The 25,807-nt window shown below is 61.1% G+C and carries 20 protein-coding genes; 15 read left to right on the top strand and 5 right to left on the bottom strand.

Annotated elements, in window-relative coordinates:
- Positions 1-195: 195 nt before the first annotated feature.
- Complete coding sequence (locus AC1D1N_RS03590; RefSeq protein WP_477346653.1) at positions 196-996, bottom strand: NYN domain-containing protein; 801 nt, start codon at positions 994-996, stop codon at positions 196-198.
- A 531-nt stretch (positions 997-1,527) separates the two neighbouring features.
- On the opposite strand from AC1D1N_RS03590, the gene AC1D1N_RS03585 reads away from it, so the two are divergent.
- The 3 genes from AC1D1N_RS03585 to AC1D1N_RS03575 are packed head-to-tail and all read left to right on the top strand — an operon-like array spanning position 1,528 to position 5,136.
- Positions 1,528-2,742, top strand: coding sequence for a glycosyltransferase family protein (locus tag AC1D1N_RS03585; protein WP_477346652.1), 1,215 nt, complete (start codon positions 1,528-1,530; stop codon positions 2,740-2,742).
- 1 nt (position 2,743) lies between these two features.
- Entirely contained in the window at positions 2,744-3,988 is a 1,245-nt protein-coding gene (locus AC1D1N_RS03580; protein WP_477346650.1) for a glycosyltransferase family 4 protein, read from the top strand.
- A complete protein-coding gene (locus tag AC1D1N_RS03575) occupies positions 3,985-5,136 on the top strand; it encodes a glycosyltransferase family protein (protein WP_477346648.1) in 1,152 nt (383 codons plus the stop codon). The genes AC1D1N_RS03580 and AC1D1N_RS03575 overlap by 4 nt, the downstream gene beginning before the upstream one ends.
- A 37-nt stretch (positions 5,137-5,173) precedes the next feature.
- On the opposite strand, the gene AC1D1N_RS03570 is transcribed toward AC1D1N_RS03575, so the two are convergent.
- Complete coding sequence (locus AC1D1N_RS03570) at positions 5,174-5,848, bottom strand: class I SAM-dependent methyltransferase (protein ID WP_477346646.1); 675 nt, start codon at positions 5,846-5,848, stop codon at positions 5,174-5,176.
- A 274-nt stretch (positions 5,849-6,122) separates the two neighbouring features.
- Between AC1D1N_RS03570 and AC1D1N_RS03565 the strand changes: the two genes are divergently transcribed.
- Genes AC1D1N_RS03565 through AC1D1N_RS03555 form a run of 3 tightly spaced genes read left to right on the top strand, consistent with a single transcriptional unit; the run spans position 6,123 to position 10,196 of the window.
- Positions 6,123-8,837: an ABC transporter transmembrane domain-containing protein gene (locus AC1D1N_RS03565; RefSeq protein ID WP_112560183.1), complete on the top strand. Its 2,715-nt coding sequence runs from the start codon at positions 6,123-6,125 to the stop codon at positions 8,835-8,837.
- Positions 8,838-8,871: 34 nt separating this feature from the next.
- A complete protein-coding gene (locus AC1D1N_RS03560; protein WP_112560182.1) occupies positions 8,872-9,318 on the top strand; it encodes a cyclic nucleotide-binding domain-containing protein in 447 nt (148 codons plus the stop codon).
- A gap of 23 nt (positions 9,319-9,341) precedes the next feature.
- Positions 9,342-10,196 carry an MBL fold metallo-hydrolase gene (locus AC1D1N_RS03555; RefSeq protein ID WP_477346644.1) on the top strand — a complete coding sequence of 285 codons (855 nt, stop codon included), beginning with the start codon at positions 9,342-9,344 and terminating at the stop codon, positions 10,194-10,196.
- Positions 10,197-10,280: 84 nt separating this feature from the next.
- On the opposite strand, the gene AC1D1N_RS03550 is transcribed toward AC1D1N_RS03555, so the two are convergent.
- Together AC1D1N_RS03550 and AC1D1N_RS03545 are read right to left on the bottom strand one after the other, a co-directional pair.
- Positions 10,281-11,042, bottom strand: a complete 762-nt coding sequence (locus AC1D1N_RS03550) for a polysaccharide deacetylase family protein (protein ID WP_436262146.1) — start codon at positions 11,040-11,042, stop codon at positions 10,281-10,283.
- Complete coding sequence (locus tag AC1D1N_RS03545) at positions 11,039-12,127, bottom strand: glycosyltransferase family 4 protein (RefSeq protein ID WP_436262145.1); 1,089 nt, start codon at positions 12,125-12,127, stop codon at positions 11,039-11,041. The genes AC1D1N_RS03550 and AC1D1N_RS03545 overlap by 4 nt, the downstream gene beginning before the upstream one ends.
- A gap of 74 nt (positions 12,128-12,201) precedes the next feature.
- On the opposite strand from AC1D1N_RS03545, the gene AC1D1N_RS03540 reads away from it, so the two are divergent.
- The 8 genes from AC1D1N_RS03540 (at position 12,202) to AC1D1N_RS03505 (ending at position 23,158) form a co-directional block, all read left to right on the top strand.
- Positions 12,202-13,380, top strand: coding sequence for a DUF3095 domain-containing protein (locus AC1D1N_RS03540; RefSeq protein WP_477346641.1), 1,179 nt, complete (start codon positions 12,202-12,204; stop codon positions 13,378-13,380).
- 113 nt (positions 13,381-13,493) lie between these two features.
- A complete protein-coding gene (locus tag AC1D1N_RS03535) occupies positions 13,494-14,837 on the top strand; it encodes a nucleotide sugar dehydrogenase (RefSeq protein WP_477346639.1) in 1,344 nt (447 codons plus the stop codon).
- A 234-nt stretch (positions 14,838-15,071) separates the two neighbouring features.
- Positions 15,072-16,412, top strand: a complete 1,341-nt coding sequence (locus AC1D1N_RS03530; protein ID WP_352556883.1) for an adenylate/guanylate cyclase domain-containing protein — start codon at positions 15,072-15,074, stop codon at positions 16,410-16,412.
- Between the two features lie 152 nt (positions 16,413-16,564).
- On the top strand, positions 16,565-18,460 hold the full coding sequence (locus tag AC1D1N_RS03525; protein ID WP_477346637.1) for an ABC transporter ATP-binding protein: 1,896 nt from the start codon (positions 16,565-16,567) through the stop codon (positions 18,458-18,460).
- Entirely contained in the window at positions 18,457-20,355 is a 1,899-nt protein-coding gene (locus tag AC1D1N_RS03520; protein WP_477346635.1) for an ABC transporter substrate-binding protein, read from the top strand. Before AC1D1N_RS03525 ends, AC1D1N_RS03520 begins: the two co-directional genes overlap by 4 nt.
- Before the next feature lie 2 nt (positions 20,356-20,357).
- Complete coding sequence (locus AC1D1N_RS03515) at positions 20,358-21,356, top strand: ABC transporter permease (RefSeq protein ID WP_112560173.1); 999 nt, start codon at positions 20,358-20,360, stop codon at positions 21,354-21,356.
- On the top strand, positions 21,353-22,534 hold the full coding sequence (locus tag AC1D1N_RS03510) for an ABC transporter permease (protein WP_192258787.1): 1,182 nt from the start codon (positions 21,353-21,355) through the stop codon (positions 22,532-22,534). Before AC1D1N_RS03515 ends, AC1D1N_RS03510 begins: the two co-directional genes overlap by 4 nt.
- 144 nt (positions 22,535-22,678) lie before the next feature.
- Positions 22,679-23,158, top strand: coding sequence for a class I SAM-dependent methyltransferase (locus tag AC1D1N_RS03505; RefSeq protein WP_192258786.1), 480 nt, complete (start codon positions 22,679-22,681; stop codon positions 23,156-23,158).
- 134 nt (positions 23,159-23,292) lie between these two features.
- Here AC1D1N_RS03505 and AC1D1N_RS03500 read toward each other — a convergent pair whose 3' ends face one another.
- Complete coding sequence (locus AC1D1N_RS03500; RefSeq protein ID WP_477346632.1) at positions 23,293-24,708, bottom strand: DUF5939 domain-containing protein; 1,416 nt, start codon at positions 24,706-24,708, stop codon at positions 23,293-23,295.
- A gap of 1 nt (position 24,709) precedes the next feature.
- On the opposite strand from AC1D1N_RS03500, the gene AC1D1N_RS03495 reads away from it, so the two are divergent.
- A complete protein-coding gene (locus AC1D1N_RS03495) occupies positions 24,710-25,735 on the top strand; it encodes a hypothetical protein (protein WP_477346630.1) in 1,026 nt (341 codons plus the stop codon).
- Positions 25,736-25,807 lie beyond the last annotated feature (72 nt).

Here is a 25,807-nt window from a genome sequence, read left to right as displayed (position 1 = left end):
GAAAGAAGACGTATCCACTGCACCCCCCGGTCAAGCAGTCGCAAACATCTGATGCGATACTACCGCACCCATTCTCTGGCGTCGACTTGGAGGAATTCCAGGAAAAGTGAGTCCTATGTGGCTTGCCATGGCTCCGGAATCGGTCGGAACAATGTGCAATCAGACGCGAAACATCCGATCCTCGTCCCCGCCGGGTCAGCTTGCCTTCAGTCGGACCATGACGACCTTCTGGTCACCGACGCGCTCCACGTCGAGAATACCGGAAGCGACCGCTAGATCGCTTAATCGCGCAAAGCCGTAGTTTCTAGCGTCGAAGTCTGGAGACTGTTTTGACAGATGGGCGCCCACACGGCCGAGGTTTGCACGGCCGTCCTCATCCGCCGACGCCTCCACTGCCTTTTGAAGCATGCCGAGAGCGACTTCGTTCAGCCTGCCATTCGCCGCTCCACCGCGCGCCGACCGACCTTGTTCCGGTTCGATTTTGATGGGTACGGTGGCAGCCTTGGCTGGCTTTGCTACGGCCTTCTCTGGGGTGATTAGGGCTGCCTGCGGCTTTGTTGCCGCGCCGCCGAGCACATCGACATATATGAACTTGTCGCAGGCAGTGATGAATGGTCGAGGCGTCTTACGTTCACCGAACCCGTAAACGGTTATGCCTTGCTCGCGGATGCGTGACGCGAGCCTTGCGAAATCGCTGTCGCTGGAGACGATGCAGAAGCCGGAAAATCGCCCTGTGTAGAGCAGGTCCATCGCGTCGATGATCATCGCACCGTCGGTCGCATTCTTGCCCGTCGTGTAGGCGAACTGCTGTACAGGTTGAATGGAATGCTCAAGCAGGCACTCCTTCCAGCCGTTGAGGTTTGGCTTCGTCCAGTCACCGTAGATTCGCTTGACGCTTGCTGTGCCATAATTGGCGATCTCCGCGAGAAGCCCCGAGATGATCTTCGGAGAGGCGTTGTCGCCGTCGATTAAAAGCGCAAGTGGATCGCTCGTCATTCCACAAACTATCGTATCCACCGGCTGGCGTCGACCTGGCGGAATTCCGAGAAAGGCTCGCAGCGCTTCCCAAACGCAGCCCCATACAGGTTCAGGGACTGGAGGCTTGCTACCGGCCGAGGGTGATGGCAGGATAAAAGGCCGCAACGAGCGGCCTCTGGCGGTCGTTGCGTTTCAATGGATTATGAAGCATTTTCCCAAGGTGCGGGGTTCTCCTCACAATGTGCGGCAACCTCGTTTCCCCTGGTCGCCCTCAACTTTTCGCAATATGCGCTCTGCCTGCCTCAGGCCGCAGGCCTGAAATTCCACGGGGTCAAGCCTCATGACAGAGATTTGTGCTCGAGCCATATGTCGTCGACGAAGACAAGGCATGGCGTCACATCAGCGCCCCTTGGCATTCGTTTCCAGGTGAAGAATGCCGTTGCGTACCTCACGCCCCTCATGTCTCAAAACAGGCCGGCAGACCGGCGGATGATTTTGAAGCTTGCGGGGTTGCCCACGGTCCGGCGAGAATTCTAAAAGACGTTCAACATGACACAGCACGCAAAAGACGCTCGAATTCTCATGTACAGCCACGACACGTTCGGGCTCGGCCATTTGCAGCGGTGCCGAACGATCGCGCATTCGCTGGTCGGGGATTTCCGCGGACTTCAGGTTCTTATCATCTCGGGTGCGACCATCGCCGGCGCCTTCGACTACCGCGCCCGTGTCGACTTCGTGAAGATTCCCAGCGTCATCAAGCTGCGCAACGGCGAATACACCTCACTGGAAAAGGATATCGATCTGCATGAGACGCTGAGGATGCGGCAGTCGATCATCCGCCACACGGCCGAGAGCTTCCGGCCGGATATCTTCATCGTCGACAAGGAGCCGCTCGGCCTGCGCGGTGAGATCGAGGATACGCTGTCCTACCTTAAGACGCGGGGTACCACGCTGGTGCTTGGCCTGCGCGAGGTGATGGATGCGCCGCATCTGCTCGAAGCGGAGTGGGCGCGCAGGGATGTGATGCGCAAGATCGGCCTGTTCTACGACAAGGTCTGGGTCTATGGCCCGCCGGATTTCTACGACCCGTTGACCGGCCTGGATGTGCCGCCGGCTGTCAGGGCAAAGATGAAGTTCGTCGGTTTCCTGCAACGGAGCCTGCAGCAGAACGAGTTGCCCGGCCACCGGCCCGAGGGCGACTATATCCTGGTTACCACCGGCGGCGGCGGCGACGGCGCCGAACTGATCCACGACGTCATCGATGCCTATCAGCAGGATCCGCAATTGCAGCACAGGGCGCTGATCGTGCTAGGGCCTTACATGCCGGCGCGCAAGCGCAACAAGCTGGTCAGGAAGGGTGCCAAGATCCCCTATGTCAAGATCATCGAGTTCGACAACCGCATGGAAGAGCTGATTGCCGGCGCCAAGGCGGTGGTGGCGATGGGCGGCTACAACACCTATTGCGAGATATTGTCTTTCGACAAGCCGGCGTTGATCGTGCCACGCGTCACGCCCCGCGAGGAACAACTGATCCGCGCCCGGCGCGCAGCCGAACTCGGCCTCATCGAGATGCTTTTGCCGGAAGAAGCCGAGGATTCCCAGCGGTTCGCCGATGCATTGAAGGTGTTGCCGGATCGGCCCCGCCCATCGCAAAGCAATCCGCATCTGACGCTGGAAGGGCTGCCTCATATTTCCGAAATCGTCGCAGAACTGCTCGACCGCCGGGCCGGCCATCACCTTTCGGTCATTGAAGGTGTGAACTGAGTTGCAAAGCCGCAAGATCGTCGTGGTTCTGAAGGGCTATCCGCGGCTGTCGGAAACCTTCATCGCGCAAGAACTGCTCGGTCTTGAGCGTGCGGGGTTCGACCTCATCCTCTTCGCGCTCAGGCGGCCGACCGACACAAAACGCCACCCCGTGCATGACGAGATCAAAGCGCCCGTCCATTATCTGCCGGAATATTTGCATGACGAGCCGCTGCGCGTGGCTCGCTCGCTGTTTGCCTGTCTGCCGCGGCCGGGCTTCTGGCGCGCGCTCAAATCGCTGGCTGCAGATATCCCTCGCGACTTTACGCGCAATCGCGTGCGCCGCTTCGGCCAAGCGCTCGTGCTGGCGGCCGAATGGCCGCAAGATGCAGGCTGGCTGCATGCCCATTTCGTGCACACGCCGGCATCGGTGACGCGCTATGCCAGCCAGCTTCGTGGCCAGCCCTGGAGCTGCTCGGCCCATGCCAAGGACATCTGGACTTCGGCGGACTGGGATCTGGCCGCCAAGCTTTCCTCGGCGCGCTGGACGGTCACCTGCACGCAAACCGGCTTCGACCGCCTGAAAAAACTCGCCAACGGCAGCTCGTCCGTGCATCTGAGCTATCATGGGCTCGACCTCGATCGCTTCGGCAGTTTCGACGCGGCGCGAAAACAACATGACGGCTCGGCGCCGGACGAACCGGTCCTCATCTTGAGTGTCGGGCGCGCCGTTGCAAAGAAAGGTTACGACACGTTGCTGGAGGCTCTCGCCCTCTTGCCTGGTGATCTGGCGTGGCGGTTCGAGCATATCGGCGGCGGTGAGGAACTGGAACGGCTCAAGCCGCTGGCGCGAAAGCTCGGACTGGAGGGTCGCGTCTCCTGGAAAGGCGCGCTGGCGCAGAAGGAGGTGCTCGAGCACTATCGCAGCGCCGACATCTTTGCGCTCGCTTGCAGGATCACCGCGGATGGCGACCGGGACGGTCTGCCCAATGTTCTGGTGGAGGCGGCCAGCCAGCGGCTTGCCTGCGTGTCGACCGATATTTCCGGCGTGCCGGAGCTTTTATCGTCGGATGAAACCGGGCTGCTGGTTCCGACAGAAAACCCGGCTGCCCTGGCACAGGCGCTGGAGCGCCTGATCCGTGATCCCGTGCTGCGCGCCCGCCTCGGCGACGCCGCGGAGCGGCGCGTGCGCGGCAATTTCGATCATATGGCAAGCATTGGACAGCTCAAGGACCTGTTCGAGCGGGAGTGGCGGGCCGCCGAATGAAGCGGCTGCGCGCTTTCTTCTATGTCCAGCACCTGCTCGGCATCGGCCATCTCGCCCGCGCCAGCCGCATTGCGGCGGCCTTGGCCGATGACGGGTTTGACGTCACCGTCGTGACCGGCGGAACGCCGGTCGCGGGGTTTCCGGGACCTGGTGTGAAATCTGTAACGCTGCCGCCTGTCACCTCCGGCGATGAAGGATTTTCCGGGCTTGTCGACCTGCAAGGCAAGCCCGTCGACGATGATTTCAAGACGCGGCGTTGCGGGATGCTGCTGCAGGCATTCCGCGATTGCAGGCCTGACATCGTCATTGTCGAGGCGTTTCCCTTTGGGCGCCGGCAGATGCGTTTCGAACTCTTGCCGCTGATCGAGGCCATCGACGCGATGTCGCCCAGGCCACTTTTGGCGACGTCGGTGCGCGACATCCTTCAGGAGCGCGTCAAGCCGGGCCGAAACGAGGAAACGGTCGATCTCGTCAACAGGCATTTCGACCTTGTCATGGTCCATGGCGATCCGGCTTTCGCAACCATCGACAAGACATTTCCACTGGCGGGAGCAATCAGGGCCGAGGTTGCCTACACAGGGCTCGTTGCCGCGCCCCCGGCGCCCGCGGCTTCCGAGCGCTTCGACGTCGTGGTGTCGGTTGGCGGCGGGGCTGCCGGAAAGAGCCTTGTCCGATCCACCATCGCGGCGGCGCACAATGCCGACAACGCCCGGAAGTGGTGTTTGATCACCGGCCCAAACCTGCCGAAGGACGAGTTTGACGCGATTTCACGCGATGCCACGCCGGGCCTGTCCATCTTCCGGTTCCGCGAGGATTTCGCCAGCCTGCTGACCGGTGCCCGGCTGTCGGTCTCGCAGGCGGGTTACAACACGGTCTGCGATGTCCTGCGCGCGGGGTGCCGCTCCCTGCTTGTACCGTTCGCGGCCGGCGGGGAAACCGAACAGACGGTCCGCGCCCTGATGCTCGAAGAACTCGGTCTGGCGACGGTGCTGGCGGAAAAGGACCTGACGTCTGAGGGGCTGGCGAAAGCGATCGAGCAGGCGCTTGCGGGACCGAAGCCGGTCGCGCATCGTCTCGATCTGGAAGGCGCGCGCCGCTCAGCGCAAATCCTGCGCGAGCGGTATCGGACCTGGTCCCCGAAAACCTAACGCGGGTCGCGTCCGGGTTCGATTCGCCCAACGCGCTTCAAACAGTTCCAATCAGCATGAAGCGCGTATAATTTTTTGTCGGCAGTTCGCCGGAAAACCTGATCTCCCGCAGCGCCGCCATGGCTTCGAAGGCTGCCAGTGAGGCCACGCAGTTGATGTGCGTCGGCTCGCTGAAATAATCGTTCGATTGGAGCAGCACAGTCGTGCCCCGCGGAAGCAGGGCAAGCCAGGCGCTGAGGTCGGCTATGTGTTCGCAGCTTGTATTGACCACCAGGTCAGGCTGCCCGGCCGCATAGTCGAGTGCGTACATATCTTCCGTCAGCGCCCGGAAGCGGTCGCCGGCTTCCCGGTTGAGGGTCCGGGCGACCTGCCCGACTTCGGGATCGATGTCGATGCTGTCGACCGCCGCGATATCGAAACGGGCGTCGTTGAAAAGCATTGCCGGCAACACGCCGTACCATCCACCCAGAACCCATATGCGCCCGAACCGGCCGCCGCAGCTTTCGAACAGCCTGTCGAGCGCCCACATCTTGCAGGCGACCTGCTTGTGGTTGAAGGCGTTGGCGATATCGGCCTGCGGGTGCTTGGCGATGACGCGCGCCAGCGCGGCCACAAGAGGGTGGTTGACGTAGGCGGCAATTCCCCGCGTGAGGTCCAGGGCTTGCTCGTGCCCGTCCATGCCGGCATTGCGTGGTTGCGTGACATCCATCATATTCGTCTTCTATGTTGGGATTTCGGGCGACACAACGCAATCTTGCCTCCCGCGAGGCTGTTCGACTTGCGGACGTGACTATGCCGCAAGTCGTTTTGCCATTGCCCGCTGCCGGAGGGAACCTATTGCATCTGTTCGGACCATTGGCGTCCATCCGCCGCCACGAGTCGCGCAGCGGCGGCCCCCTGCTGTTAGGCTATTCGCCAAAATCCCACGCAAGCCGCCAGCCGTTTGGCCGCCTGCATCGTTCCAACTGAGGGGTCCGCAGTCGCATATGGAACCCAGCCTAGCCCGCTATATCTGGAGGCACACCAGGAAGCAGCAGATCTGGATATTGGCGATCGTCTTGCTTTCGATGATCCCTTATTTCATGTCCTTCAACCTGCCGAAGCTGATCGTCAACGGCCCGATCCAGGGCAAGGGCTTCGAGCAACCCGGCGCGACCCTTCCCTTCATGAGGCTGCACTATGACCTGCCGTTCATTGGCGAGGTCCAGTTCTTCTCCGGTTTTCAACTCGACCGCACGGCGACGCTGCTTGCCCTCAGCGTCGTGTTCCTCTTGCTGGTCGTCATCAACGGCCTGTTCAAACTCTACATCAATACCTACAAAGGCCGCCTCGGCGAACGCATGCTGCGGCGTATCCGCTTCGATCTGATCGATCGTGTGCTGCGTTTTCCGCCGATTTACTTCAAGCGGGTGAAATCCGCCGAAGTGGCGACCATGGTGAAGGACGAGGTGGAGCCGCTGGGCGGCTTCATCGGCGATGCCTTCCTGCAGCCGGTGCTGCTCGGCGGCCAGGCGCTGACAGCCATGCTGTTCATCATGGTCCAGAACGTCTGGCTCGGCATGATTGCGGTGGTGATCGTGGTGATCCAGATCGTGCTCATCCCGCGCATGCGGCGGCGGCTGCTCGTGCTCGGGCGCCAGCGGCAATTGACGGCGCGCGCGCTTTCGGGCCGGGTTGGCGAAATCGTCGACGGCATCGGCGCGGTTCACGTCCACGACACCTCGAACTACGAGCGCGCCGACATAGCGGCCCGGCTCGGGCTCATCTTCAAGATCCGCTTCGATCTTTACCAATGGAAATTCATGGTAAAGTTCCTCAACAATTTTCTCGCGCAGCTCACGCCCTTTCTGTTCTACATGATCGGCGGCTATCTGGTCATCGCGGGGCGACTGGACGTCGGCCAGCTCGTGGCCGTGATCGGTGCCTACAAGGACCTGCCCGGCCCGATGAAGGAACTGATCGACTGGGATCAGGATCGGCAGGATGTCCAGGTCAAATATCAGCAGGTCGTTGAACAGTTCACCGTTGAGAATATCATTGCGCCGGGAATCGGAGCACTGACGATCGACGATCCCGGTCCGATGACAAAACCGCTGTCGGCGGTCGGTCTGTCCATAGCAGACGATGGCGGCGCAATGCTCCTCAACCGTATCTCCATGCAGGTCAAGCCGGGCGAGACGGTGGCGCTGGTCAGCACCTCAACAGGTGGAGCGGAGGCGCTGGCAGAAGCCTTCGCACGGCTGAACTGGCCGGAAAGCGGAAAGGTCGCTTCGGGCGCCGACGACCTGCTTGAACTCCCCGAAGCAGTGACTGGCCGGCGCATGTCCTACGCCTCGTCGGATGTTTTCCTGTTCCAGGCAAGCCTGCGCGATAACCTGCTCTACGGGTTGAAGCATGCGCCGCTGACATCGGTGACTTATGAAGGCGCCGCGGCAGACAAGCAGCGCTGGAACATCGACGAGGCGCGCCGGTCGGGCAATCCGGATTTCGATATCCACAGCGACTGGATCGACTATGTCTCCGCCGGTGCTACCGGCCCGCATGACCTCTTTGAAGCCGTGCGCCGGGTGCTCGACGCGGTTCTTCTGTCGCGCGACATTCTGGATCTTGGCTTGCGCTCTTCGGCTGACCTCACGCGTCACACGAAGCTTGCCGGGCGGATCGTCGAACTGCGTGCAGCGCTGCGAACCCGGCTGGAACAGGAAGGGCTGCGCGAACTGGTGGTTCCTTTCGAGCCGGGCGCTTACAACACGGAAGCGACGATCGGTCAGAACCTGCTTTTCGGCGCTGCTGCCGGCCCCGAGCTGGCCGACAAGGCTCTGGCGGCCAATCCCTATTTTGCTTCCGTGCTGAAGCAAGCCGGCCTCGACCGCACGCTCTACGAAATGGGCATGGAGATTGCCGAACAGGCGATCGAGCTGTTTGCCGACCTGCCGCCCGATCACCAGTTCTTCCAGCAGCTCGCCTTCATGAGCGCCGAGGAGATACCCGCCTACGAGACCTTGCTGCAGCGGCTCAAGAACCGTCCCTACGAGGCGGTTTCGGAGGCCGACCGCGCCATGATCATCACCTTGAGCTTTGCTTATATCGAGCCCCGGCACCGCTTCGGCCTGCTGACCGACGAACTGATGGGCAAGATCGTCGCCGCGCGCAACCAGTTCTATGAAAATCTTCCGCCCCAGCTGCAAAACGCGATCGAACGGTATGATCCTGACAAATACATTGCCGCGGCCACCGTCATGGACAATGTCCTGTTCGGGCGCGTGGGCACCAACCATCCCGACGCGCCGGACCGCATACGCTCAATCGTCTATGACATTCTTGACGAACTGGGGCTTTATGCCGAGCTGCTGGATGTTGGCCTGGACTTCAATGTCGGCGCCGGCGGCAGGCGGCTGACCGGTGGACAGCGCCAGAAGCTCGATGTTGCCCGGGCCCTGCTCAAGCGTCCCGATTTTCTCATTCTCAACCGGCCGCTATCGGCGCTCGACCAGCGCATTCAGGACAAGGTGCTGCGAAACGTGCTCGAGGAAGCCAGACGCGACGGCCATTCGCCGGCAATCGTGTGGGTCGTGACGAGTCCGGCAATGGCGATGATGTTCGACCGCGTTATCGTCTTTGACTCTGGCCAATTGGTGGAAGACGGTACGCACGAGACACTTTTGGCAGGGAACGGTATCTTCAAGGAACTTCTGTCATAGTCTGGCAGACGCGAATTTAGGAAGGTTTGCGACAATGCTGCTCAAGGATGAAGTTGGAATGCTGCAACGCGTTCCCTTGTTCTCTGGCATTGAGCCGGCAAAGCTCAAGCTGCTTGCGTTCACATCCGACCGCGTGAACTACAGCGCCGGCGAGATTCTTTTCCGGCAGGGCGACGAGGGAGACGCCGCCTATGTCATCCTTTCAGGCACGGCGGATATTCTGGTCGATTCCGACAGCGGGCCGATAAAAGTTGCCGAACTGCTGCCAAATTCGATCGTTGGCGAGATCGCCATATTGTGCAACAGCTCCCGCACCGCCACCGTCAGGGCGGCAACTTCGCTGGAAGTCCTGAGAATCCGCAAGGATCATTTCCTGAGGCTTATGAAGGAGTTTCCGGAAATGACCATCGAGATGGTGCGGGTTCTTGCCGATCGGCTAAGCCATACGACCGCGGATCTGATCGATGCACGAAACGCCTGAAGCTACGGTAGGCAAAAGGTAGCATGGACGACGATTTTTTCCTGGTCAGGTTTTGGGGCGTGCGCGGCAGCATTGCGGTATCCGGGCCAGAATTCGCTCGCTATGGCGGCAACACAATCTGCATTGAAATGCGATGCGGCAAGCATACGATTCTGTTCGATGCGGGCTCCGGCCTGCGGCCTGCCGGCAGGGCGCTTCAGGCGTCGGATGTGACCGATTTCGACCTGTTTTTCACCCATTGCCATTACGATCACATCATCGGACTGCCGGCTTTTGCGCCGATCTTTGACCCGAGCGTCAAGCTTACGCTTTGGTCCGGGCATCTCGCTGGACACATGACGACCCGGCAGATGATCGACGAGTTCATGCGGCCGCCATGGTTTCCGGTGAAAATGGACGTCTGCAAGGCAAAGCTCGACTGCCGTGACTTTGTGTCCGGAGACGTGCTTCGGCCGCGCGAAGGGGTGGTGGTTCGGACCGGCAGCCTTACCCATCCGGGCGGCTGCATAGGCTACCGGGTCGAATGGGGCGGCCGCGTCGTGGCGGTGATCACGGACACCGAGCACGAGCCGGGCAAACTCGATCAGTCGGTGCTCGGCCTGATCGACGATGCCGACCTCGTCATTTACGATTGCACCTACACCGAGAAGGAAATGGAACGCCGCCGCGGTAACGGGCACTCGACATGGCAACAGGGAGTCAAGCTCTGTGAGGCGGCCGGTGCGCGGGGGCTTGCGCTGTTTCACCACGATCCGACACGCACCGACGGGCAGCTGGACGAGATGGAGAAACTGGCCAAGGACAGGTTTGCCGGCGCTTTTGCCGCGCGGGATGGCCAGACGCTCCAATTCCCGGTCTCACGGCACAAAAAGCGTTGAGCTATTTTTCTCTCCTTGTTTGAGCATGATCTCTGGACAAACGGAAACCGTTTGTCCGAGAAAACCGGATTCCACTTTTCGGGATCATGCTCTAGCGGCGCTGCGCCCGATCAATGTCCGGATCGGAAGCCATGTGCAGGCTTCAGTCCGAGCGGTGACTGCGAACAGCCGTTCAAGGAAAAGCCAGGCCGATTCATCATGGACGAGGTGGTGGGTGAGCAGGCCGACCGGTTCGCCGCCATCGAATGCATGCTGCAATTGCGCGATGATGGCCTGAACCAACAGGCCATGGTCGCGGCAGCCGCGCGTGCCATGCCAATCCATGATGTCGACATTGCTGTTGATGACGGCCAGGGGAGCCGGCTTCGGCGGCCCGAAGACCGACAATGCTGCAAATCCTATGGATCCAAGGTCGGATACCAGACCGGCGTCGATCCTGTTCCAGGGTGGCACCAGCATCGGAACGGCATGTGCGCCGTGCAGGCCGGTTAGGTGCGACAGCCCGCGAGCCAGATCGTCGAGCACCGCCTCGCGTGGCCGATGCGAGCCGAGCTCCTGCTTTTTCTGGTCCGCAGGCGCATGATTTCGGTGCGCCCAGCCATGGATGGCGACCGTGGCATGCGGCGCCTCGTCAAGCCGGACGACAAGCTTGCCGTCGGTCTCGGCCGGAATGACAGCCAGAGTGACCGGAACCGCGAATTCACCAGTGAGGTCGAGCAGCCGATCAAGCGCAGGCGTCGGATCCACGGCGTCATCGTCGCGCAGCCAGAACTCCGCCTTGCGGCCCGCCCGTTGCCGGCGCGCCAGTTCGTCCACCAAGGGCTGCCAGATCGGATCGGGTGTCATGAGACCGGGATCTTCTTGAGAAGTTCGGCCAGACGCGCCGCCGCACCACCCAGCGAGCGCTCTTCGAGGACGAAACGCCTGGCTTCTGCGGCCATCATGGTCCTTTCGTCGTTATGGGCCAGAAGCCTTGCAATGGCGGAAGCGAACGCCGCAACATCGCCCGGTGGGGTGAGAAACCCTGTCTGGCCATCCCGCACGACCTCCGGCACGCCGGCAATGTCCTGAGCCACCACCGGAAGGCCGGCGGCCTGGGCTTCAAGATAGGCAACGCCATAGGCCTCGCCGTAACCCGGCCAGACGTAAATTCCCTTGGTATAAAGGACATCCGGTACGGCGGCCGGCTCGATCGCGCCAAGCCATTCGATACGGTCGGCGGGCAAGCCGGCGAATTGCGCTTTGACCTCGTCACGGGCAGGTCCATCGCCGATGACCGACATGGTCCAGGGCAGGTGGCCGATCGAGCCGAGCGCTTGCGCCAGCATGCGATAGCTTTCGACTTTGTCGCCCGGGCGCATCATGGCAACGGTAACGAGGCGCGTCGGACAACCCCGGGCCGGCGTTTCCCGGAATGCCGATGTGTCGATGAAAGGCGAAAGCATGCCGAGAGCGGCGTCAGGAATCACATCTGCCAGTCCCTGCCGATCCCTTTGTGTGAAGCAGATGTTCAGCGCCGCCTGTTCGATGGCTCGCGCCACCAACGCCTGGCTATCGGCCCACAAGCCGGCGTTGCGCCGCCTGGAATAGGAGGCTTCCGCTGTCACATAGGGGACAGCAAAGGTCGACGCCAGCTCTGGCCCGATCAGGTCGGGCGCCTTGTAGTAGGGATGATAGCAGAACCAGAGATCGGGCTTGCCGTCACGCTCCCAAAGCCTTGTCAGCCGCGCGGCTTCGTCCCGGGCCTCGATCTTGAGCGCATCGAAACTTTTCGGCTCCGGCTGGCGTAGATAGAAGCGCAACTCCGATGCCAGTTCGACGCTATGCCCGCCGTGCTGCAGTGCCTTGACCAGCATCCGTGCCATCTGGCGGTCGCCAGAGACAACGGGATCATTGGGCGACTTCAGCGGCGCGTAAAAGGCAATTCGCATTGCGCGATCCTATCATCGCAAAGCCTGCGCAAGTCAATTTCGACGCATGATCGACTTCACCTTCAAGCGCTGGAATGTGCTATCTGATGCTCATGGAAACAGCTGTCGCGTCCGACCCGTTTGTCGCTTCTTTGCCGGTCTTCGCAAAGTTCGAAAGCGTTGCCGATATCGATAACTATCGGCCGCTCCCCGATGGCTGGGCGCTGGCCACCGCCGACATCGTCGGCTCGACCAAGGCGATCGGGGCCGGGCGCTATAAAACCGTCAATATGGCCGGCGCCAGCGTCATTTCGGCGCTGCTCAATGCGCTGGGTCGGCAAGATCTTCCCTATGTCTTCGGCGGCGACGGCGCACTCGTGGCGTTTCCCGGCTCGGCGCTGGAGATCGCCCGCAACGCGCTGGCTTCTGTCCAGAGATGGGTGGCGGACGAACTGGACCTGACCTTGCGTGCGGCAATCGTGCCGATAAAGGACATAAGAGCGCAAGGCCTCGACGTTCGCGTGGCGCGGTTCCAGGCCTCCGAAGCGGCCTTCTATGCGATGTTCGCCGGCGGTGGCGGCAGTTGGGCGGAAGCCGAGATGAAAGCGGGGCGCTACCGCATCGACCCTGCGCCGGCCGGCGCGCGGCCGGATCTGACCGGCCTCTCCTGCCGCTGGAACCCGATTGAAGCCCGGCACGGCGAAATTGTCTCGATCATAGCCATACCAGGGGCTTCGCGAGATTTGCGCGGTTTTCAGTTTCTGGCGTCCGACATCATCGCCCTTGCCGGCAGGCAGGAACGCGATGGCCACCCGGTGCCGGTGGACGGACCGGCCTACAGTCTGCTGCCCGCCGGCCTCGATGTCGAGGCTCGGGCCACGGCGCCGCCAGGGCTGCGGTGGCTGGCGAAGCTGTGGGTGATATTCCTGATGACGCTTACGGCCGTCACCGACAGATTTGGCTGGACGATCGGCCGTTTCGATCCGAAGGTTTACAAACGCGAAGTGGCCAGCAATTCGGATTTCCGCAAGTTCGACGACGGCTTGAAGATGACCATCGACGTTGACGCGGATGTGTTGCAACGGATCGAGAGCCGGCTGAAACAGGCGGAGGAAGCGGGCATTTGCAGCTATGGCCTGCACCGCCAGAAATCGGCCTTGATGACATGCCTCGTCATCTCGCCGCTGCAGCCCGATCACGTTCATTTCATCGATGGCGCCGACGGCGGCTATGCGATGGCTGCCGCGAGCCTGAAGGCTAAGGCGCTGGCCTGATGACGGCTTGCGGAAATCGGTTTTCCGCAATATGCCTCGGCCACGGCTCTCGAGGCCAGGTGAGCCTCGCCATGGAGCGGATAGTCTGTCCGAATTGACGGGAAAGCAGATTTTTGGACGCCTCACGATCGACATATGACCGTCTTCTGAACCGGATTTCGACGCGCGCCGCGCAAGTCGGCGTGATCGGACTGGGCTATGTCGGGTTGCCGCTGTCGGTTGCAATCGCACGCGCCGGCTTCCCGGTTTCCGGCTTCGACATCGAAGCCCGGAAGGTCGAGTGCCTGAACAGCGGCCAATCCTACATCGAGGCCGTGACGTCGACGGCCCTTGCCGGCCATGTGGCGAGCGGACGGTTCCGCGCCACTGCGGATTTTGCCGAACTGGCCGTCTGCGATGTCATCATCATCTGCGTTCCGACGCCGCTGACGAAACACCGTGAGCCGGACCTCTCCTTTGTCAGGAACACGGCAGCCACCATCGCCAAGCATCTGCGCCTCGGCCAGCTGATCGTGCTGGAGTCGACCACCTATCCCGGCACCACCGACGACGTGATCAAGCCCATACTGGAAAAAACCGGCTTGCATTCGAAGACGGACTTCTTCCTTGGCTTCTCGCCCGAACGCGAGGATCCCGGCAACCGCAGCTTTGAAGTCGCGACGATCCCCAAGGTCGTGGCAGGCGACGGCGTTGAGGCAGCGACGCTTGTGCAGGCTTTCTATCAAAGCGTGGTCAAGACCGTCGTTCCGGTTTCCAGCACGGCGACCGCCGAGGCGGTCAAGCTGACGGAAAACATCTTCCGCTCGGTCAACATAGCCCTCGTCAACGAGTTGAAGGTCGTGCTCGGTGCAATGGGTATCGACATCTGGGAGGTGATCGAGGCGGCAAAGAGCAAGCCCTTCGGCTACATGCCTTTCTATCCTGGCCCAGGCCTTGGCGGGCACTGCGTTCCGATCGATCCCTTCTACCTGACGTGGAAGGCGCGCGAATACGAACTGCCGACCCGCTTCATCGAGCTGGCGGCGGAAATCAACACGGCCATGCCGCGTCATGTGGTCGATGAACTGGCAAAGGCGCTGGACCGGCGCTGCGGCAAGGCGCTCAGCCGCTCGCGTATTCTCATCATCGGGCTCGCCTACAAGAAAAATGTGCCCGACATCCGCGAAAGCCCCTCACTGCGGCTCATTGAACTCATCGAGGAATGGGGCGGCAAGGCGGAATTCCACGATCCGCATGTTACCGAGATTCCGACCACACGCGAGCATATGGCGATCAAGGGGCGTCGCTCGGTCGAGCTGACCGAGGCGGCCTTGAAGGAGTTCGATGCGGTCGTCGTCGCAACCGACCACGACACGATCGACTATCAAGCGATCGCTGATCACGCACTTCTGATCGTCGACACACGCAATGTTTTTGGCCGCCTCGGGCTCGCCCGAGAGACGGTGGTGAAGGCCTGACGGCGGCTGAGCCGGCGAATTCTTTGCCCGATATCAGGATTGGGATTGCACTCCGGGGGCAGCCTCGCCACATAATGTTTCGCAAAGCAAACGCAGTTACGCCTGTTTCCTTCCTGCAAGGACAGTCATTCGGGAAATTCTTCGCCGGCTTTTGCCCCCGAAGCCGGTTTCATTGACTTCGAGGATTTGGCAGATCAAAAGAGATGGCTCGTCTTCGACGGGTTTCGGGATAGCATGAGCACAACGCAAGCAGAAATTTCCAGCATTCTCATGGATAAGGTTGCCGATTGGCTGACCCAATCGGCGCTGGCCGGCGACGACCTGGAAACCTTGGTAAAGGGCTTTTGTGAACGGCTGGCTGCTGCCGGCGTGCCACTGAAGCGGGTGCATTTGAGCTTTTCGATGCTTCATCCGCTTTATGACGCGCTTGGCTTCACCTGGCTTCGCGGCCAGGGCCTGGAAGTGGAAGGCTTCCGCAGTGAGAACGGCGTTCATTCCGACAGATTCCTGACCAGCCCATACTACCATCTGCTCAGCAACAAGCTCGACCATCTGCGCCGCCGGCTCGACCCGTCGGTGCGGTCGGAGTTTCCTGTTTTCGATGACCTCAGGCTTATGGGCGTCACCGATTACATGGCTTTCGTCCATCCCTTCAACGGCGATACCAGTCAGGGCATGATGGGGTCCTGGTCCACGGACAGCGCTTCAGGCTTCAGCGACAGCATGATTTCGGCGCTGCTGCGCATCCAGAACCATCTCGCTATCGCAGCCAAGATGGCGGTGCTCACCAAGCTTGCCGACAACATGATGACCACTTATCTCGGTGGCGACGCCGGCAGGCGCGTGCTGGACGGCCAGATCAAGCGCGGCGAGGGCGACACAATCCGGGCCGCACTGGTCATGGGCGATATGCGCGGGTCGACGAGGCTTGCCGAAACCTCCGGCCGCGAGCTCTATATCGACACGTTGAACCAGTTTTTCGATGCCATCGCTGCACCTTTCAATCGCAAAGGCGGGCAGATCATGAGTTTCCTGGGGGATGGCTTCATTGCCGTCTATCCCTGCGAAAGGCACCGCGCGCAGTCCGAGATCGCGTGCCAGGCTGCTCTTGCGGCAGCGCACAAGGCCAGCACGCGTATGATGGAGCTCAATCTGCGCAGAAAAGAGCAGGGGTTGGGCGACATAAAATTTGGTATCGGCCTGCATGTCGGCAATGTGATGTTCGGCAATGTCGGGCTTACCGACCGGCTCACATTCTCGGTCTTCGGCTCGGCTGTAAACGAGGTCCAGCGCCTCCAGACCCTGACCAAGAAATATCCGCACAGCGTTCTCGCCAGCAAAGAGTTCGCCGGCTATTGCGGCGCCACCAGCTGGCTGACGCTCGGCAAGGAGGAGCTGGCGGGTATCAAGCAGAAGCTGACGGTGCTTTCACCTGACCTGTCGGGTGCTTTGGCACTCGATGAAGACGCTGCGCTGGAGCCGTTTCACGACCGGATATCGGACGCCGAGCAGGTCATGCTGCTTCATCGCGATGCCGCGCGGCTGTCGGCGGGCGACCGGAGGAAGCTCCAGTAACCGCCACGATGATCCGACCGCCTTTGTAAGTCCGGTCGGCGGTTCCGCCGGGGAATTCGTTTAGAATCCAAGTTGCTCTAAGCTGGCAATGCGCTAGTCTCGCTCAGGGCCTGCCGGCCGGCAGGGTCGCCAGGAGTGGGGCTGGTGTGAGAATGAATTCGAGCGTTGATCTGCTGCGAATCGAGGATGTTGGCATCTCGTTTGCCATTGTCGGGGGACCGTTGCATGCCGTCAGGCGCGCAAATCTTCGCGTCCTGCCGGGCAAGGTTACCGCGCTTGTTGGCGAGTCCGGTTCCGGAAAATCGGTTCTCAGCCAGGCAGTGATGGGCATTTTGCCGAACACAGCCAATGCTCGCGGCCGTATCCTGTTTTCCGATCCTGAGAAGCCCGGCACGACGCAGGATATCCTGAAGATGCCGCGCGATGGACCCGAAATCCGGGCGTTGAGAGGCAGCCGCATAGGCAAGATCTTTCAGGAGCCGATGACGTCCCTGTCGCCGCTGCACACGATCGGCAATCAGGTCAGCGAATCCCTGCAGATTCATACGCCCATGGCTCGAGCGGAGCGCAAGGCGCGGACCGAGGAAATGCTCAGCCTTGTAGGTTTTCCCAATCCCAAGCGCGCCTATGACATGTATCCGTTTGAACTTTCGGGAGGATTGCGGCAACGCGCCATGATCGCCATGGCGCTTATCTGCCGGCCCGCGCTGTTGATCGCCGATGAGCCGACGACGGCGTTGGACGTCACCATCCAGGCGCAAATCCTGCAATTGCTGCGCGGGCTTCAGACCAAGCTGAACATGGCGATGCTGCTGATCACACACGACCTCGGCGTTGTCGCCAATGTCGCCGACGAGGTGGTGGTCATGTACCATGGCGAGATCATGGAAGCGGGACCTGTGGAGGCGATATTCCGCCGGCCAGGTCACCCTTACCTGAAGGGCCTGATGGCAGCCGTTCCGCATTTCGACCTGAAGCCTGGCGAAAGGCTAAAGGCGCTCCGCGAGGTGCCGGTGAATGTCGAGAACCTGCTGGGCAAGCAGACGGCGCCGGACTCGAAGGGGCCGGACGACATCCTGCTGTCGGTCAGGGATCTGAAAAAGGTCTACACCACCCGCAAGTCCGGATGGTTCGGCGGGAGCCATCAAACGTCTGTTCGCGCCGTGGACGGCGTGAGCTTCGACATCAGGCGGGGTGAGTGCCTGGGTCTGGTCGGCGAAAGCGGCTGCGGCAAAACCACCGTCAGCAAGATCCTGATGCGGGCTGTCACCCCCAGCGGCGGCTCCGTGGTCTTCAACGGCCGCGAAGGACCGATCGACGTCCTGGACGCCGAGGGAGACGCCTTGCGCTTGCTGCGCGCGAAAATCCAGATGGTCTTCCAGGATCCGGTTTCGTCGCTCTCACCTCGGATGACGGTGGAGAACATCTTGAGCGAGCCGCTGGAAATCCATCAACGTGGCAATGCCGCGTCCCGACTGGCCACGGTCAAGAGCCTGATGCAGGCAATCGGGCTCGATCCGCGCTTCATCAAGCGCTATCCCCACAGTTTCTCCGGCGGGCAGCGTCAGCGTATCGGCATCGCGCGGGCGTTGGCGCTGGGGCCTGAGCTCCTGATCTGCGACGAGCCGGTTTCGGCGCTTGATGTCTCTGTCCAGGCGCAGATCCTGAACCTTCTGAAGGACCTGCAGAAAGAACTGGGTCTGACCTACCTGTTCATATCCCACAATCTGGCGGTGGTGGACTACATGGCGGACCGCATCGCGGTGATGTGCGGCGGGCGTATCGTCGAGCTTGCGCCGCGCGAAATTCTGCTCAGGAAACCGATCCACCCCTACACGCGCTCACTGCTCGCCGCAGTCCCTTTCCCCGATCTCGACCGGCCGATGGATTTCAAGACGCTGAAGCTCGGCGGTGCTTCCGACACCAGCGCATGGGGACCGCAATTCCGCGACGAGGGCGAAGAGGATATGCTGTCGCCGCTCGATCTTGGCGGCGGCCATCTCGTGCTGGCCCGACGTTCCGCCGATGTCAGCGAGTTGCGCCATTGATCAGCCGTCGCACCCTCCTTGGCCTCATGGCTTCGGCACTTCTGCCGGGCACGTCGCGCGCTGGCGATCTGGAGCCGGATTTTCTTCAGCCGCAGCTGACGGCCAAGGCGCTGCCGGCACTCGCTGAGCGCTTGCCCAAGAGCCCGCGCGCGTTGAATCTCGCCGCCATGGGCCGGCAACCCGGCGAGTATGGCGGCACGCTGCGGACGATCATCGGCAGCCAGAAAGATATCCGGATGATGACGATCTACGGGTATTCTCGGCTGGTCGGCTATGACGAAAAGCTTAACTTGCAAGCCGACATTCTCGAAAGTTTCGACGTAGCGGATGATCGCATCTTCACCTTCAAGATACGCGAAGGGCATAAATGGTCCGATGGCAGCTTGCTGACGCCGGAGGATTTTCGCTATTGCTGGGAAGATGTCTGGCTGAACGATGAGCTTTCGCAAGGCGGGCTCGCTCCGGCCCTGATGGCGGACGGCAAGCCGCCACGCTTCGAGATCGTCGATCCGTTGACGGTGCGTTACAGTTGGGATGCGCCCAATCCCGACTTCCTGCCCAAGCTCGCTGCCGCTGCGCCGCTATCGCTTGTTCTGCCGGCCGCCTATCTCAAGCAGTTCCACAAGAAATACCAGGATCCATTCCGGCTCGCCGGCCTGATGAAGGAGAACCGGGCCAAGAAATGGACGCTCCTGCATATCCGCATGTCGCGGCAGTATCGCCCGGAGAACCCTGATCTGCCGACGCTCGATCCCTGGCAGAACCGGACCAAGCCGCCGGCCGAGCAGTTCATCTTCGAACGCAACCCGTTCTTCCATCGAATAGACGAGAATGGCCGGCAACTGCCCTATGTCGACCGGATCATCCTGAATGTCAGCTCATCGGCGATCATCTCCGCCAAGACCGGTGCGGGCGAGAGCGACCTGCAAGGCCTGGGAATTGACTTCACGGATTACGCTTTCCTGAAGGACGCGGAGAAGCGCTACCCGGTGAAGATGCATCTGTGGAAACGCACTCAGGGTTCGCGGCTGGCGCTGCTACCCAATCTGAACTGTGCCGACCAGGTGTGGCGTGGCCTTTTGCGTGACGTGCGCGTGCGCCGCGCCCTTTCGCTCGCTGTGGACAGGCGCGAGATCAATTTGGCCGTGTTCTACGGATTGGCGCAGGAAAGTGCAGATACGGTCCTTCCGGAGAGCCCGCTCTACCGGCCGGAATTCGCGAAAGCATGGGTCGCCCATGATCCCGACCAGGCCAATGCCCTGCTCGACGAGGCCGGGCTTCAGGCACGTGACGATGATGGCCTGCGGATGCTTTCCGATGGACGTTCTGCGAAGATCATCGTGGAAACGGCCGGCGAAAGCACGCTGGAAACCGACGCGCTCGAACTCATCACCGATCACTGGCGCAAGATCGGCATCGCCTTGTTCATCCGGACTTCGCAGCGCGACATCTTCCGCAGCCGCGCGCTTGGCGGCCAGGTCATGATGTCGATGTGGTCGGGCATCGACAATGGCGTGGCGACCGCCGACATGAACCCGTATCAGCTGGCTCCCACCATCGACGACCAGCTGCAATGGCCGCTCTGGGGCGCGCACTACCTATCTCATGGCAAGATGGGCGAGGCGCCCGATCTTCCTGAAGTGGTCGAGCTGATGGCTTTGCTCGAACGCTGGAACGCATCGACCGCAACCACGGAGCGCGCCGAAATCTGGAATTCGATGCTGTCGATCTACACCGATCAGGTGTTTTCGATAGGCACCGTGAACGGAACGCATCAGCCGATCCTGGTGTCCTCGCGGCTGCGCAATCTGCCTGACAAGGCGCTCTACGGCTACGACCCGACGGCCTATTTCGGTGTCTACATGCCGGATACATTCTGGCTTGGAGGCTCCTGAGCGTGCTTCGATATCTTGTCTGGCGCATCGCCGTGATGGTTCCAACGCTGCTGGTCATATCGGCACTGGTGTTCACGATCATCGAACTTCCGCCGGGCGACTATTTCGACAGCTATGTCGCCGAGCTTCGGGCCCAGGGCGAAGCGGTGGATTCCGATCGCATCGAGATGATGCGCAAGGAATATGGTTTCGACCAGCCGCCGGTCATTCGCTACTTCTACTGGGTCGGCGGGATGCTACGCGGCGATTTCGGCTATTCCTTCGAATATGAGCTGCCGGTTCGTGACGTCGTCGGGGACCGAATGTGGCTGACCGTGCTGGTTTCCTTCGTCACGATCATCTTCACCTGGCTCATTGCCTTTCCGATCGGCATGTACTCCGCCACGCATCAATACAGCTGGGGCGACTACGGCCTGACTTTCTTCGGCCTTCTCGGCCTTGCCATTCCGAATTTCATGCTGGCGCTAATCCTGATGTACTTCGCCAACATCTGGTTCGGCACGTCCATCGGCCACCTCATGGACCAGCAATATCTCGGCGAGCCGATGAGCTGGGCCAAGGCGAAGTCGATCCTCGCCCATCTCTGGATCCCGGTCTTGATCATCGGCACCGGGGGCACGGCAAGCATGATCCGGCGGCTGCGCGCCAATCTGCTCGATGAGCTGCACAAGCAATATGTCGTGACCGCGCGCGCCAAAGGCCTTCATCCGTTCAGGGCACTGGTCAAATATCCGCTGCGCATGGCGCTCAATTTCTTCATTTCCGACATCGGCTCCATCCTGCCGGCCATCATCTCCGGCGCCGAAATTACGGCGATCGTGCTGTCATTGGAAACGACCGGGCCGATGCTGATCAAGGCGCTGCAAAGCCAGGATATGTATCTGGCAGGGTCGTTCCTGATGTTTCTCGCCTTCCTGACGGTCATCGGCGTGCTGATTTCCGACCTGGCGCTGGCGATGCTTGATCCACGAATTCGTTTGCAGGGCGGCAGCACCAAATGAACACGCAATCACCGCTGCCCGCCCCGGGCGCTCCACTGCAGCACTACATTTCCATCGAGCCCTTTGACCTGCAGTCGGTCGAGGCGATGACGCCGGAGCAGTCGAAGGTCTTCCAGGCGTCGCAGTTGCGGCTGATGTGGTGGAAATTCCGCAAGCACCGGCTTGCCCTTGTATCCGGCATCTTCCTGGCGGTGCTGTATTTCGGGATACTGATCTGCGAGTTCCTGGCGCCCTACAATCTGCACACGCGCAACATGGACTACATCTATTCGCCCCCGCAGCAGGTGCACCTGTTCCACAACGGCGAGTTCATCGGGCCGTTCGTCTATGGCCGCCAGATGATGCTGGACATGGACACGCTCAAGCGGAACTACATCGACAAACAGGATGATGTTCAGCGGCTCCGTTTCTTCTGCAAGGGCGACAGTTACCAGTTCTGGGGCCTGATCGAAGGTGACAGGCATTTTGTCTGCCCGGCCGAAAACGGCCAGCTCTTTCTGGCCGGCACTGACAGGCTCGGGCGCGATGTGCTCTCGCGCATGATCTATGGCGCACGCATTTCTCTGACAATCGGCCTCGTCGGTATCAGTTTCAGCTTCCTGCTCGGCATCGTCATCGGAGGGCTGGCCGGCTACCACGGCGGTATCTTCGACCTGATCGTTCAACGGATAATCGAAGTTCTGCAATCGATCCCCAGCATTCCGCTATGGCTGGCTCTGGCGGCGATCATGCCGATAACCTGGAGTCCGATCCTGATCTATTTCGGCATCACCGTCATCCTCGGGTTGCTCGACTGGACCGGACTGGCGCGTGCGGTGCGTTCAAAGCTTCTGGCCTTGCGCGAGGAGGATTACGTTCTGGCCGCGCAATTGATGGGCGCCGGGAGCAGCCGCATCATCCGGCGGCATCTCATTCCCGGCTTCATGTCGCATCTGATCGCGACGGCGACGCTGTCCATACCCGGCATGATCCTGGGCGAGACGGCGCTGAGCTTCCTCGGGCTCGGCCTGAGGGCGCCGATAACCAGCTGGGGCATCCTGCTCACCGAGGCGCGCAGCGTCAGCGTGATCGCGTTCTATCCATGGCTGCTCTTGCCGATGCTCCCCGTCATTCTCGTCATCATGGCGTTCAACTTCCTCGGCGACGGCTTGCGGGACGCCGCAGACCCCTACAAGTGACATCGCAGTTGCGCGGCGGCGGGCGCCTATTCCACCCGGTATGATCCTTGTCGGCAGTCTATGCGGTTGTTGCAGGGTCCGTCATTCGCCTCTATATGCGGCAAGCCTCGATCGAGGCTGCTGGTTCAGGACATACAATCGCATATGAGTCGCCTCGATAATTTCATCAGCAGGATGACCGCACAGCGCGACATTCTCAATCAAATCTGCCCCGAGGTGGCGAAGATGGAGGGGCTTGTGTTCGAGCTCGGCCTCGGCAATGGCCGGACGTTCCACCATCTGCGCGAGCGCCTGCCCGGACGCCGGATCGTGGTGTTCGACCGCGAAGTTGGCGCACACGCCAGCTCAATTCCCGACGCTGAAAATCTCGTGCTCGGCGATATACGCGAGACAGCGAGGAGATTCATTGGCATCGACGCCGCTCTTGTCCATGCCGACATCGGCACCGGCTATGAAGATCGCGATGCAGTGACCGCCACCTGGCTTCCCGATCTGATTGCGGGCATGCTTCGCGTCGGCGGCTTCGCGGTGAGCGGCACGCCGCTCGATCACCCGCAGCTGCAACGCCTGCCGGCGCCGACTTCGGAGCCCGCCGATCGTTATTTTCTCTGCAAGCGCGTGTGAGGCGGAGACGGGGTCTTTAGAGCGTTTCACCGTTTCACGGAAACGGCGAACCGCTCTATCTCTTTGCTTTTTCGCAATTCCCGGACGGAAAACCGCTCACACTTTTCCTGGGAATTGCTTTAGGGACCAAGTCTTCAGGGGATCGTATAGACTGCTATCTCCCGCTCAATGCCGCGCAGCGAGACCTCATGAGGCACGGGCGTCAGTGCGTTCCTTTGCAACAGATCGGCGGTGAGATTGTCGTCGATCACCGCACGCGTGGCGAAGATCGCCTGTGCCTTGGCAAGGTTCTGGACCCGTGAAGCTATGTTGACCGTCTGGCCGAAATAGTCCTGCCGCTCGTTCATGGACACGGCGATGCAGGGCCCGGCATGGACTCCGATCTTGAGCAGAAGGTCCTCGCGCCCGCTCTTGTCATTGAGCGCACGCATGGCATCGCGCATCCTGAGGGCCGCGGCAATCGCACGATCTGGCGTCGCGAAGGTCGCCATCACCGCATCACCGATCGTCTTCACAACCGCGCCTGCCTCCGCCGCGACGATCTCGTGCAGCACCTGGAAATGCTCGCGCACGAGATCGAAGGCTGAAAGATCGCCCACCCGCTCGTAAAGCTCGGTCGATCCGCGCAGGTCGGTGAACAGGAAGGTCAGGCTGGTGATCTTCAGCCGCTGGTTGATGTCCAGCGTGTCCGTTCGATAGAGATCGCGGAACGTCTGGTTGGTGAGCAGGCGTTTGGCGGTCAGGAAAGGCCGGCGCTTGCCCAGGAAATCATGCAATGCGTGGCCGGCGATGAAGACCGTCGGCAGCACGCGGGTGTCGGTCCTGTTTTCCAGCGAAATGCGCAGCGGACCTGGCCGCATCTCCAGCGTCTGGTTCTGGACATGGTCGCGGTCGAAAATCAGGGAAAGGCTTCGGCGCTCCTTTGTGGGTTCGCCCTTGGCGTCGATGAACTGCGCTGAATGCGTAACCGGCTCGAAGACGATGACGAATTCGGACGGAAGCTGTATGGGCAGAACCGCCTTTTCACCGGGCGCAAGTTCGATATCCTCGAGCCAGAACGCTTCCATCTTCTCCGCCAAATCCTCTTCCGGCAGATCGGCGCCGGACGCCCAGTAGATCTGGCGGAAGTATTCAATCAACGGCAGTTCGTGCGGATTGTGGGCGGCAATCCTGCGCATGCGGGGGCTGACGGTGAATGTCACCTCGACCATCTCGTCGAGGGTCGGCGAATAGCCCTGGGAGCACAGCGCGCAGGTGTATTCGTCCCTCTGCATCGTTTTCAGCGTGGCGTTGGTGTCGAGCACGCCGCCACAGCCGGGGCACAGAACATTCCAGGAAATGTCGAAGATGCCCACCCGCGCCGCATGGAGAAAGGCGCTGATGGCGCGTTCCTCGTCGAGGCCATGCTTGCTGGCGAAGGCCAGCGCGTTGATGCGGCAAAGTTCGCGGTCCTTGCCTTCCGCGATGGTTCGCCGGATCGCGTCGATTGCCTGCGGATCGACATCGGTCGATTGCCGCAGAAGCGAGAACAGATCCTGAGCTTCGTTCATCGTGCAGGCTCCGGAAAATGCGCCCCGAGGTTGGTTGGCCGGACCGCTCCTTGGTCCGAGTCCGCCATTTTACGCCGAAACGGGCCGTACGGCCATTCGAATAGACAAGCCTGGTGACAGTTCAATTTCCCTCCGCCGATTTTCACCGGCCGCAAGCGGCACTATGATGCTACATTGGGCATGCATTTTGGGGGCTTTCTCCATGCCGACATCCGACAACCCGCCATTTCCGGCGGCCCTGCGCATTTTCTCCTTAGGGGTCATCATCGTCCTGATCGTGGGCGCCGGCCTGTTTTTCGCGCCGGCACTGGTCAAGCCGCGTTGGCCCTGGCCTGTCACGCCATTCAGTGCCCGCTTCCTCGGCGGCTTCTACACCGCCGAAATGGCGGTGATGGCGGCGCTCTTGTTCTGGAATCGCTGGTCGCCCGGCAGGCTGGTGCTCGTCATGGCCTTCATCTTCACCGTCATCGTGTCGGCGGTTTCGTTGATCAATCTCGGCTATTTTAACTTCGGGCGAAAAGCGACCTGGCTATGGTTCCTGGTCTATCTTGCCTCGGCCGCGGTATCCGGGCTGTTCCTGTGGCGTTCCAGGGCCCGTCCTTCAGCAAAAGGCATGACCCTGAACCCCGCATGGCGCGGCTACATGTTGGCAGAAACGGCGATCCTTGGGCTCTATGGCGTCGGCATGTTGCTGTTTCCCCTGATGGTCAGCAGCACCTGGCCATGGCCTGTCGATCCCTTTCACGCCCAAATCTACAGCGCCATCTTCCTCGCCGGCGCTGGCGGCGCATATCTCGTCTCGAAAAGCGCACCGCGCGAGGAGCTGCTGGTGCTCGGCCTGGCGCAGTTTCTGGTTGGCCTGCTTGCCATTCTTGGCCTTATCATCACCGACGCTGCGGTGCACCGGATCGACTGGACGGCGACCAGGACATTGTGCTGGCTCGCCCTTTTCGGCTGGATCGGCGTCAGTGGGGGCGTCAAACTCACCACCGCTTCCCGGTATTTCAGCGCGCAATCGGCATCATAGGCTGCAGAGACGGCTGGATTTTCAGGTGATGTCCGGTGCATCGTGCGGGGCTGATAGCCTTCGCCAGGAAAA

The organism is Mesorhizobium sp. P2_B5 (assembly GCF_056404775.1).
The sequence above is the reverse complement of the archived record's forward strand: the minus strand, read 5'-3'. Positions and strand labels throughout refer to the sequence as shown.